The 11876-nt window shown below is 36.9% G+C and carries 12 protein-coding genes; 7 read left to right on the top strand and 5 right to left on the bottom strand.

From position 1 onward, the window contains the following. Positions 1 to 7: 7 nt before the first annotated feature. The 5 genes from Q0X89_RS06425 to Q0X89_RS06405 all read left to right on the top strand — a co-directional run bounded on the left by Q0X89_RS06425 (position 8) and on the right by Q0X89_RS06405 (position 4182). Positions 8 to 955 carry a 2-oxoglutarate and iron-dependent oxygenase domain-containing protein gene (locus Q0X89_RS06425; RefSeq protein ID WP_297692300.1) on the top strand — a complete coding sequence of 316 codons (948 nt, stop codon included), beginning with the start codon at positions 8 to 10 and terminating at the stop codon, positions 953 to 955. Between the two features lie 101 nt (positions 956 to 1056). After that, complete coding sequence (locus Q0X89_RS06420; RefSeq protein WP_297692298.1) at positions 1057 to 1386, top strand: translation initiation factor; 330 nt, start codon at positions 1057 to 1059, stop codon at positions 1384 to 1386. 141 nt (positions 1387 to 1527) lie between these two features. Further along, positions 1528 to 2460, top strand: coding sequence for a DUF1835 domain-containing protein (locus Q0X89_RS06415; RefSeq protein WP_297692296.1), 933 nt, complete (start codon positions 1528 to 1530; stop codon positions 2458 to 2460). Between the two features lies 1 nt (position 2461). Then, positions 2462 to 3334, top strand: coding sequence for a nucleoside phosphorylase (locus Q0X89_RS06410; RefSeq protein ID WP_297692294.1), 873 nt, complete (start codon positions 2462 to 2464; stop codon positions 3332 to 3334). Continuing rightward, positions 3331 to 4182 carry a substrate-binding domain-containing protein gene (locus tag Q0X89_RS06405; RefSeq protein ID WP_297692292.1) on the top strand — a complete coding sequence of 284 codons (852 nt, stop codon included), beginning with the start codon at positions 3331 to 3333 and terminating at the stop codon, positions 4180 to 4182. The genes Q0X89_RS06410 and Q0X89_RS06405 overlap by 4 nt, the downstream gene beginning before the upstream one ends. Here Q0X89_RS06405 and Q0X89_RS06400 read toward each other — a convergent pair. Further along, entirely contained in the window at positions 4169 to 4834 is a 666-nt protein-coding gene (locus Q0X89_RS06400; protein WP_297692290.1) for a uracil-DNA glycosylase, read from the bottom strand. The genes Q0X89_RS06405 and Q0X89_RS06400 overlap by 14 nt on opposite strands. Before the next feature lie 89 nt (positions 4835 to 4923). Continuing rightward, positions 4924 to 5988, bottom strand: coding sequence for a DUF6340 family protein (locus tag Q0X89_RS06395; RefSeq protein ID WP_297692288.1), 1065 nt, complete (start codon positions 5986 to 5988; stop codon positions 4924 to 4926). A 154-nt stretch (positions 5989 to 6142) separates the two neighbouring features. Between Q0X89_RS06395 and Q0X89_RS06390 the strand changes: the two genes are divergently transcribed. Further along, the gene (locus Q0X89_RS06390; protein WP_297692286.1) at positions 6143 to 8314 is read left to right on the top strand and encodes a DNA mismatch repair protein MutS; all 2172 of its coding nucleotides are present in this window, start codon (positions 6143 to 6145) and stop codon (positions 8312 to 8314) included. 123 nt (positions 8315 to 8437) lie between these two features. Further along, the gene (locus Q0X89_RS06385) at positions 8438 to 8851 is read left to right on the top strand and encodes a thiol-disulfide oxidoreductase DCC family protein (protein WP_297692283.1); all 414 of its coding nucleotides are present in this window, start codon (positions 8438 to 8440) and stop codon (positions 8849 to 8851) included. Position 8852: 1 nt separating this feature from the next. Here the strand turns inward: Q0X89_RS06385 and Q0X89_RS06380 are convergent, their stop codons facing one another. From Q0X89_RS06380 to gshB, 3 genes are read right to left on the bottom strand one after another with little or no spacing between them, the layout of a single operon-like run. Continuing rightward, positions 8853 to 10025, bottom strand: coding sequence for a flavohemoglobin expression-modulating QEGLA motif protein (locus tag Q0X89_RS06380; protein WP_297692281.1), 1173 nt, complete (start codon positions 10023 to 10025; stop codon positions 8853 to 8855). Next, positions 10022 to 10849 (bottom strand): N-formylglutamate amidohydrolase, encoded by an 828-nt coding sequence (locus Q0X89_RS06375; protein WP_297692279.1) that lies wholly within the window; start codon positions 10847 to 10849, stop codon positions 10022 to 10024. Before Q0X89_RS06375 ends, Q0X89_RS06380 begins: the two co-directional genes overlap by 4 nt. Next, complete coding sequence (gene gshB / locus Q0X89_RS06370) at positions 10842 to 11873, bottom strand: glutathione synthase (protein ID WP_297692276.1); 1032 nt, start codon at positions 11871 to 11873, stop codon at positions 10842 to 10844. The genes Q0X89_RS06375 and gshB overlap by 8 nt, the downstream gene beginning before the upstream one ends. Positions 11874 to 11876: the final 3 nt, after the last annotated feature.

Genomic DNA, 11876 nt, shown 5'->3' with positions numbered 1-11876 from the left:
CTTAGCTATGAGCAATATCCCCAGTGTAGACTTAAGAGATTATACTAGCGGCAATCCGGAGCGAAAAGAGAAGTTTACGAAAGAAATTGGCAGCGCTTTTGAAAATATTGGCTTTGTTGCCCTAAGTGGTCATTTTCTTTCTGATGAACTGGTCAAAGATTTATATGGGGAAGTTAAAAAGTTCTTCGAATTACCTCAGAGTGTGAAGGATTCGTATGAAATAGATGGTATTGGAGGTCAAAGAGGCTATACATCCTTTGGCAAAGAGCATGCAAAAGGAAGAAAGGAAGGAGACTTAAAGGAGTTTTGGCATTTTGGTCAGTATGTTGAAGATGACCCAATACTTGAAAAGGAATACCCGGAAAATGTAATCGTAAGAGAATTGCCAAAATTCAATACAGTTGGCAAAGAAACTTATAAGATGCTGGAGAAGACTGCCAAATACGTGCTTAGAGCACTGGCGCTTCATCTGAATCTTTCTGAAACTTACTTTGATGGTTATATTAAGAATGGTAATTCTATTTTAAGACCAATTCACTATCCTCCAATTGTTAATGAACCTAAAAATGCAGTGAGAGCGGCTGCTCACGGAGATATAAACCTCATAACCTTGCTGATGGGAGCACATGGCAGAGGCCTTCAGGTTCAAAATCATAAGGGAGAATGGATTGATGCAATCGCCACGACGGATCAGTTAATGATCAATGTCGGGGATATGCTTTCTCGCCTATCTAATGAGAAACTTAAATCTACAGTTCATAGGGTGGTTAATCCGCCCCGTGAATTATGGAATACTTCCAGATACTCTATTCCCTTTTTTATGCATCCGATAAGCAGTATGCCCCTTAATTGCCTTGACAATTGTATTGATCAAGAGCATCCCAAACGTTTTGATGATATAACAGCAGGAGAGTTTTTAAATGAACGCCTAATAGAACTGGGATTAATTAAATAATTACTTATTACTTTAATTAATAATGTTTATATTATTATATATCAAGGATTTAGGTTTTATAACTTATTGCGTCTTAGACGTTTAATCATAGAAGTCCCAAAATGGATTTAAAAGATCAATTAAAGAATTTATTTCCGGAGCATATTTCCTCAGAGGCAGATAAAGTTGCTGAGAAGAAACCAGAATTGTGGCTTCAGAAAGAGCCGATAATCTGTAAATATGAAAAAAGAAAAGGTAAACCGATCACTATTTTGGAGGGGTATAACGGAGCTGAAAAAGATTTTAAAAAATTAGCTCAGGATTTAAAGAAAAAATTAAGTGTGGGTGGTACATTTAAAAACAATTCAATAATAATTCAGGGTGATTACAGAGACAAAATAATGACCTTGCTTCAGGAAATGGGTTTTAGGACAAAACGCGTGGGAGGTTAACTTTGAGCCCGTTTTTATATACTCAAATAACCCGGTTAAAAAAATTTAACTATAATTTCAGAGGTTTTTCTGTTAATTTGTTTTTGTTTTTTTCGATTAAATGTTACTTTTAAACGTTATAAACTAAACTACCTAATCATAATGAGTTCCCAATTGCATATCACCAACGGGGATAGTTTCACCCAAAAGTTAAAATCACTAAAACTTAAGGGCGATATAATCACCTGGCGGGAAATGCTTTGTGAGGGAAAAACGGAAACTAATGTAGGTAGTGAATCGTTTTGGAAAACTCGTTTTGATTTTCTTCATAAAAATTACAAGGTCAGCAAGTCCTGGTTTGTTGAGAAGACCTTAAAAGAATATCGTTCTCTTTGTAATCATAAACAACAAGATCAGATTATACTTTGGTTTGAATACGACTTATTTTGCCAGATAAATATGCTCGCAGTGTTAAGTTGGCTAAAGAAACACAGGAGATATGCTGAAATATATTTAGTATGCAGTGGGGATGAGGATGAAACAAATCGTTTGTACGGGCTCAGCGATTTAAATGATGAGCAAATTTTGAATTCTTATGCTAATAAGACAAAGCTATCCCAGAATGATATAGAATATGCAGATTATGTCTGGCAATTGTATTGCAGCGATAATCCTATCCGATTAGAAAATCTGATGGATTTTGATAATTATCAATTTGACTATCTCTCTGATGCTATCAAAGTTCACTTAAAAAGGTTTCCTACCATTAAAAATGGTTTGAACGAGCTGGAGAATCGCGTTCTTGAATATTCTCTTCAACAAAAACCAAAATCTAAAAAACAATTACTTAGTAAACTACTTGAAAATCAAGGATTTTATGGTTTTGGTGACACGCAATACGAGCGAGTAATTTCTAACCTGCGGCCTCTTTTTTCTTCATTCAATCCCGTACGGTTAACCGCAAAAGGAAAAGAAATACTAGATGGACAAACCAATTATTATTCTCAAATAAGAGACAGTGAAGACTATCTGGGAGGCGCATTAAAGTATAATTTCTTATATAATACGGAGTCCGACAGAATTCTAAAACTGTAGTATGCAGCTGAGTGCTTCTGAGCTCATTCTTAATGCTGATAACAGCATATATCACCTTAATTTATTACCTCAAGACCTGGCAGAGACCGTCATTGTTGTCGGTGACCAAAACCGAGTTCCATTAGTTTCTAAATATTTTGATACAATAGAAGTAAAAAAAGGAAAAAGGGAATTTATTACTCATACAGGAATGCTCAATGGAACCAGAATTTCTGTAGTTTCATCAGGCATTGGAGCAGACAATATTGATATTGTAATTAATGAACTCGATGCATTGGTTAATATCGATTTCGAGACCAGAACAATAAAAGAAAATAAAACTAGTCTGGACATTGTCCGTGTTGGCACATCGGGCGGTTTACAGCCAGATATTGAAACAGATTCCTTTATATTAAGCGAATATGCCATTGGTTTTGATAATGTGCTTCATTTCTACGAAAGTGAACATATTCAACACCCAGAAATTCAGCTTGCCTTTATAGATCAAACGGAATGGTCTGTTTTTAAGTCTATTCCCTACGTAGTGGAGTCTGATCTTCAATTAACTGAAAAACTACGCTCAGATAACGTTATTATGGGCTTCACAGGTACAAATGTTGGTTTCTATGGACCCCAGGGACGCAGATTGCGATTACTATTGGAGGACAATGACCTGAATTCCAAGTTAAGCTCTTTTGAGTATAATGGAATGAGGATTACTAATCTGGAAATGGAAACATCAGCTATTTATGGCCTTTCAAAATTAATGGGTCACAGAGCGGCATCAATGAACTGTATATTAGCAAATAGAAGTACAGGTCAGTTTTCTAAAGATCCGGTTAAAACTATAGATGCTCTTATTAAGTATACGCTTGAAAAACTCACGGCATATTGAAAACTGTTAAGATTATTGGAGTCCCCGAGCATTTTAATTATGCCTGGCTAATGGCTATAGAAGAAGGCGCATTTGAAACAAGAGGGATTAACCTGATATGGACAGATGTTCCGGAAGGTACAGGAAAGATGTGTGCCATGTTAGAAGAAGGGCAGACAGACCTGGCTATTATTCTCACTGAAGGCATTGTAAAAAGTATTACTGAAGGAAATCCTGTAAAAATAGTCCAGGAGTATATAGCTACACCCCTTCAATGGGGTATCCATGTAGCTGCTGATAGCGAATTCCAAAATATGGCGGATCTACAAAATGCAACTGTGGCAATTAGCAGGTTTGGCAGTGGCAGCCACCTTATGTCCTTTGTGAATGCCCAATCTAACGGATGGGATACATCTTCACTTAATTTCCATATAGTGAATACCCTGGATGGTGCTATAGACGCTCTAAAATTGGGGACAGCAGATTATTTTATGTGGGAACACTTTACGACTAAACCTATTGTTGATTCAGGTATATTCAGAAGACTTGCAGACTGCCCTACTCCATGGCCGTGTTTTGTTATCGCTGCTACCGAATCTTTTCTAAATAAGAATAGAGAAATACTCCAACATATTTTAGAAGTAATTAATCTTTACACCACTGAATTCAAACGTATCCCAAGTATTGACAGGACAATTTCTAACAAATATGAACAGCGGATTGAGGATGTACGAGAATGGTTAGGCCTAACAGAATGGAGTCAATCACAAATAAGTCTGGAAACAATAAACATCGTTCAGGATTATCTCTTTAAATTAAAATTGATCAAGAATAAACTTGATATTGACGAGCTAATCACCAGTTTATAGGCGTTTTACCCATATTCTTCAAGAGTTCATTTGTCTTACTGAAGTGTTTGTTCCCAAACCAAAGACCTCTGTTGGCGCTTAAGGGTGAGGGATGTCCGGAAGTAAGAATGTAGTGTTTTGAGGTATCAATCAAGCTAATCTTCTTTTTTGCATATCCTCCCCATAACAGAAATACCAACCCTTTTTTCTCTGCTGAAAGCTTGCGTATCACTGAATCAGTAAAAACTTCCCAGCCCTTATTCTGATGACTACCGGCACTATGCGCCCTGACAGTTAAAGTGGCATTTAGCAACAAAACACCCTGGTCTGCCCAGTGTTCAAGGTTACCGCTTTTAGGGTATGGTTTCCCAATATCTGTCTCTATTTCCTTAAATATATTTATTAAAGATGGTGGATGCGGAATTCCGTCTTTTACGGAAAAACAGAGGCCATTAGCCTGATTGGGCCCGTGGTAAGGGTCCTGACCAATGATCACCACTTTGGTGAGCTCGAAATTGGAGTGGTCAAAGGCAGCAAAAATGTTATTCCCTTTAGGATAGCAGGTTGTTGAACGATATTCATCTCTAACAAACCGTACCAAAGTATCGAAATAGGGTTTTTGGAATTCGGATTGGAGCTGACTCTGCCAGCTCGGATGAATAGTAACGTTCATTTAACAAAGGACTTAGTAATCGTAGTAAAATTAAATCAATAATAACGACTTTACCAAATCAATAGCGATGTTCTAATCTGTCTGGAAAACTATTTGGAAGTTATAGGTTCTGATTCTTGTGAATTAAGCAATTGATTTTGCTGCTGTCTGTACTCTAATGCTTCAATATACGCCGCAAAGTATTTTGACTGGTGTTTAGTATTAGCTCTTATTGCCCATTCCATTGCAGCTGTTAGATTATTGTTTCGTTCATTCAAAACTGCGAGGTTATAGCAGGCTTTACTGCTTATTTTCTGATCTGGATTTTCCGTTTCTTTTTTCCATAGATCCGCAGCTAATTCCCAATTACCAGATAGTGTATAGGCTTCGGCCTCTTCGAATATTGGTGTGCATTTTACATAATATTCCCTGGTTATACTATGCTCATAGGGCTGCAGTCTGGCACCATAGGAACTTCCTGTTTGTTTACCCTGTTCTACAATATCTTTTGCTCTGTCTTCTATTGCCTGCAGTGCTTCATAAGGATCAAGTCCCTTAGCAGTAGAAACAATCTGATTGTTAAAAGTAAACTCATCTATTAGGAGCTTATTCGAAGGGTCATAAATCCTCCAACCGTTTTCAATCAAAGTTTCAAGTGTAATCTGGTGCGCTGGAACTTTTTCTTTAACACGTAATAAATTAAGTTGATCCATCGTGGTCTTCTTTAAAGATACCCTGGTGTCTGAATCATAATAAGCCATTGAAAAAATAGCATCAACCTGATGTCTTTGGCATAGTGCTTCAACTACCTCCCAGCTTAAATAGTCTCCATTATTATCAGGATCTTTCTCATTTTGCACTAAATCTTCCATCAATATGATGGTATCAAAACGACTGTCACCAGTAAGTTCATTATATAAACCTTTGATTGCCGCATCCCTTGCTTCTTTGGCAAGTTGTTGATTTTCTCTTGAAATGAGCTGGTGCAGTCCGGTTTGTTCTTTCTCTTCCTTTAAATGTACTTTCCCTCCTATTATCCCTACTCTTTTAATCGTATTGGAAAGAGAAACCGGTGCAGGCTCTATAGTTAGAATATCAACATTCCTTGTAGTACTGCAACTAATTACAATTACAAGCAGGAACAACAAGCAAATTCTATGGTAATATCTTCTCATATAAAACTGCATACTTAGTCTATAGCTATTAAAACAGTTGATTATGTATGATTATTGCCCTTAACAGTAAAATATGCACTCATTTTACTCATTGAACAATAGAATTTTCAAAATCACACCTATTCCATACCTTTGCCATCTGCAATTCCCGGTAATGCAAATAATAGATAAAAAGACTTTACAAGATTTAGAATTCCCGCTGGTATTACAACAATTGTCTGACCGCTGTAGTACTGAATTGGGAAAAATGGATGCTTTATCTATACAGCCAATATCAGAAAAGAAAGAGCTCTTAGAAATCCTGGGCCAAACATCTGAATATCTGGCTTCTTTTAGCAATGATAATAAGATCCCCAATCACGGATTTGATACAATAAACAATGAGCTAAAGCTGCTCAAAATAGAAAATACAACCCTGGAAATTTCAGGTTTCCGGCGGATTGCGCATATCTGTACTCTGGTAAATACACACAAAAAGTTCTTTAAAAAATTTAAGGAATATTATCCCTTATTATTTTCTTGCATCGAACAAATAGAATCCAATACCGAGATAACTACTAATATTGGATTGGTTATCGATCGCTTTGGTGAGGTCAAAGACAATGCTTCGGAAGCATTAAAAATAATACGCAGGCAAATAAACCAGGTTAAAGGTAAGATCAATCAAAGTTTTGCCACTGCACTTAATGCCAGTCAGTCTGCTGAATATTTAGATGAAATACGAGAGTCTGTTGTAGAAAATCGCAGGGTATTGGCCGTTAAAGCAATGTACAGGCGTAAAGTAAAGGGAACTGTAATGGGAACCTCCAAAACGGGTAGTATTGTTTATATAGAACCAGAAGCGTCATTAAAGTACAGCAGGGAACTCAATAACCTGGAATTTGATGAAAAAGAGGAAGTTCAAAGGATTCTTAATCAATTAACAGATTTAATAAGACCTTACGAATCTCTCCTCCGGGAGTACCAAGGTTTTCTAACACAGATCGATATTACTGCTGCCAAGGCAAAATATGCAAGAGATATGAATGCACTATTGCCTGAAATAAATAATTCTAGCAGGCTTTATTTGCGAGATGCTTTCCATCCATTGCTTTTTCTAACTAACAAAAAAAGCGGTGAAAAGACATGGCCACAGACTATTGAGCTACATCCGGAAAACAGGATAATCGTAATTTCAGGTCCGAATGCAGGAGGAAAAAGCATTACGCTAAAAACCATTGGATTACTTCAGGTTATGCTACAAAGCGGTCTTTTGATTCCAGTTCACGAACGAAGTTCTGTATGCTTGTTTAAAAATATACTTACGGATATAGGAGATAATCAATCTATTGAAAATCATCTGAGTACTTATAGTTACAGACTTAAGAACATGAATCGGTTTCTTAGGAAGTGCAATAAGAATACTTTATTTCTTATTGATGAATTTGGGACCGGAAGTGATCCTGAATTAGGGGGTGCCCTTGCAGAGGCATTTTTAGAAGTTTTTTATGAACGTGGTGCATTTGGCGTTATTACCACACATTATGCTAACCTAAAGGCATTGGCTGATGAGTTACCGCATACCACTAATGCAAATATGCTTTTCAATTCTAAAACTCTGGAACCTACCTTTCAATTAGAGTTAGGGCAGCCAGGCAGTTCTTTTACATTTGAAGTAGCGCAGAAAAATGGAATCCCGTATAATTTGATCAATAAGGCTAAGAAGAAGGTTGAACGCGGTAAATTACGATTTGATGCCACTATTGCCAAAATGCAAAAGGAACGTAACAAAATGGCTCAGACCGGATCCAGGCTAAAAGAAGAAGAATCCAAAGCGCGTGATGAATCAATAAGGTTGGAAAAACTAAATGCGAAGATTAAGTCTAAATTAGAAAATTATCAGGAGCTGTATGATCATGACCAGCGAATGATACATTTGGGTAATAAAATAAACACAGCAGCAGAAAAATATTTTTTAGATAACAAAAAGCGTGTTTTGGTCTCAGAGCTTTTGCGAATTGTGGAGACTGAAAATAGTAAGCGAAAAAAGAAATCCGTCACTCAGGCCAAGGTAGAAAGGCAAAAGAAGCTCGAAACTGCACAGGAAGTTCAGAAAAAAGTAAAAGTGATCCGGGAGAAAAAGAAAACTGATAGCAGGAAAGCCAAATTAAAGGAAAAGAATAAACCAAGACCCGTATTTAAAATTGGCGACCGGGTAAGGATGCATGATGGCCGTGCGGTTGGAAGTATAGATAAACTTGAGAAAAATAAAGCGGTAGTCAATTACGGGATGTTTACAACTAATGTGAGTGTGGATCAATTAGAATTGGTCGAAACCAAAAAGTAGTTGTTGGTAAAGATGTTTATATATGTATATAATTAAATATTCGCTCTAAATCCAATGCCCTAAGTTTCTTAAATTGATTATAAAACATATCGGATTCTAGGTTTTAGGCTTTATTTTTGCCTTGTGATACCAAGAGACGATAAAAAAATTATTTTGTTTGATGGCGTTTGTAACCTTTGCAATAGTTCCATTCAGTTTGTCATTAAGCACGATAAAAAAAATCGTTACAAGTTTGCAGCCCTGCAAAGTGATACGGCCAAAATGCTTCTGAGTCAAAGGGGTATAGATTCATCACAAATAGATTCAATCATTCTAATTGACCCTAATACTGCCTATTACATTAAATCATCTGCGGCTTTGGAGATTGGTAAGTCTTTTGGTGGTGGCTGGCGTCTGTTAAGTATTTTTGAATGGGTTCCAAGACCTATTAGAGATTGGATCTATGACCTGATAGCCAAAAACAGGTACAGTTGGTTTGGTAAACAAAATGACTGCATGATCCCTACCCCGGAACTAAAGGCAAAATTTCTGGATTAGTCTATTTCAAATTATTTAAAATAAATTCGAGTGTGGGATTTGAGCTCCTATTTGTCGAATATGCCAGATTATTATGGCTTATGGGCTTAGCTAAACCTAAATTTTGTAAATATTTTATTTGATCAGCGTTGTTCATCGCTACTTTTCCGGTGAGTAATACATCCATAGACTCGCCATTCCTATAACGTTTGTAGATTTTTTTCAATCCACTAAGATATAGTCGATCCTTGGTAAAACCTCCGCCTCTATGTGCCCTAAGAGTAATTGAAAATGCGTCATTTCGGTTCAATTTGTATTGGTTGTGTATCAGATCGAAGGTGTCTGCGAAACTATAACCTTTAATTAAACTATCTGCTGCTATAACTCTATATGCTAGCTCTTTAAGTCTTTTAATTGTAAGTGCTCCGCTCATGTATTCGCTAAAAACTGCCAATCCTTCCTGAGTTTCTACATTTTTTGGAAAACCGTTGGAAAATATTTTTAAAGGTTGAAGAGAAGCATTAAAAGTAGTTACCAGGTGTACTCCAATTTCATGATTTGCCAATGTGAGCAGTTGGTTTTGGCTAAACCTTGCATTGCGTTTTATAAGTAATGTTTTGGTTGCATTGCTTACCATAGCGTCAGCTGCTATGTGGGTCGCAAATTTAATATTTACCGGAAATTCATATGATGCGGCAAAATCTTCAAAATAGGCCCTGGCATCATCCGTGGAAAATACGGTTTCCATATCAACACTTGCAGGCTCATCATCAAAATGAAGTATAAATTTTGCATTTTGAACATCCTTTTCAGTTGGGGTTCCATATATATTCAAAGAATTGTAATAAAACTCTTTCCCCTTGCCAATAGTTTTGATGCATTGCACCATATTGGCATAATAATAAATAATATCTGTATATAAATCCTTTAATTCCGCATCTTTTATTCGCTCTAATCTTTGTGAATAAAACAAGCGATGAAGCTTATAAGGATCGAACTTTAATTTTGGATATTTGAATTTGGGGTTTTCTACAAATTTGGAAGCAAAAAACTTATGTTTTTCTTTTTCACCATTAAGCGGATTTACATAGCTCAGCAACTCAATATTCTTTATGAGTCTATCCAGGTTGTCATCTACTTCAAATAAATTGGGATACTCTAATTTAATAGACAGGCGCTGATCTTCGGTAATCATAAATCTTTCTCGTGAAATTCTTTAGCCTGCAAAGGTACTAATTCTTTTAATTGCAATTCCACAGCACGTACTACCTCGGGATAAATAATAGCAGTGAGCTCATCGCAATAGACCTTTGCAATTTCAGTTGCTAAAACAAGTGTGTTGCCAAAAGTTGTTGTAATATATTTCAGAAAAAATCCATTTCCCTGAAAGGTGTCGTTAATTTTACAATTGGATTTTATATTATTCGGTAATTTAATAGTCTCCAGCTTTTCTTGCCAGTCGGTGACTATTTCGCCGAACCGATTGTTATCTATATTACTGGTACCAAGGTTCCACGTAGGCACAATCCGGTCCCAGCGCTTCCAGTTATAACTGTGCATATCAAAAACAATGGCCTTTCCATATTTCGCTTCAATTTGTTCAACAAGAGCGTGAACAACACTATAAAATGAAGCATGTTTTTGCATGCTGTGATCGTATTCCTGAGCAGATATTGGTATTTTCCACAAGGGCTTACCCCAGGCATCTGAATAAATGGCTCCATCAGGAGGCCTATTAAGATCATATTCAAACCTGCTGTCACAGCCGGTTAAGACTATGGGGTGAGAAGCAACCATTTCGCTTGTACATGGATCTTCTTCATACCATCGATCGTACTCGGTATGAAGGCAATTATCCCAGAGTGATTTTCTAAATTGATGCCCATCGTGCACCGCTGCACATATATAAGGGGCGTAATCACTTATTTTTAAAATAAAGGAATAATCATCTGAAACTGCCTCAAACGGAATCTCAGATTTAATTTTTGAGATAATATCGGCAACCGAAAGTTTAAGCATTCTCAACCTCGTTTCGCAATCTGGAACGCCTGTTAAAAGCTTGCAATTTGTCAACTACCTTGCTCTCAATAAAGTCTATTATTTTGGACTGAATTTTGGTTTTATAAACCTTATTCATATAGGTTATCCCGCCCGGTGACATAACATTTACCTCCACTAATTTACCGCCGATAACATCGATTCCTACAAAATACAGCCCGTCCTTAACCAGTTTGGGCCCAATTTGCTTGCATAATGCTTTTTCCTGTTTTGTAAGCGTATGCTTTGCAACAGAACCTCCTGCAGAAACATTGGAGCGATGATCATCAGAACCCGGTATACGCCTCATTGCACCAATTGGTTCTCCGTTTAAAATCAGAATTCTAACATCACCTTGCTCTGCTCCTTCAATATATTCCTGAAGAATGACATAATTAGATGATCCATCGGAACTTGAAATATAAAAATCCAATAGCGACTTTATATTTGACATTGCCGATTTCTCAATTAGGATAACACCCGAACCTCCAAAGCCATTCAATGGCTTTAAGATCATTTTATCGGCTTTGGATTCTTTAATCTGCTTTACCAGATAGTTTTTATTCTTAGAAACATGGGTAGTAGGTATTATATTGTCATGACTATCACCAAAAGCCGCAGTGTACAACTTGTTATTCGCCTCCCTCAAACCCTGCAGTGAATTAACTATGAACACATCGTCCTTTACAGAATCCAAAAAATTCAACATAATAGGGTCAAGTGGTGGATTGGCTCTCATGAAGATAACATCAAAGCCGGCCAGCGGCAGCATTTCCTCCCTAATTTCAGCCTTTCTATAAAAAGACTTAAGACTGCCGGGTACTTTATCCATTCTGCCAATAACGGTGCAAAAGGCATTTGTAACACTATTGCGAATAGTAAGATTAGCAGGCGTGCACAAGGCTACTCCGTGGTTGCGTTTAACGCATTCATGAATTAATGCAAGGCTTGTATCATTCTCAGGATCAATCTCCTCCCAAGGATACATAAGAAAACAAATGTTCATTGG

It is taken from the genome of uncultured Eudoraea sp. (assembly GCF_947258525.1).
GTDB lineage: Bacteria > Bacteroidota > Bacteroidia > Flavobacteriales > Flavobacteriaceae > Eudoraea.
Note: the sequence above shows the minus strand (reverse complement) of the source record. Positions and strands in the feature narration are given on the sequence as shown.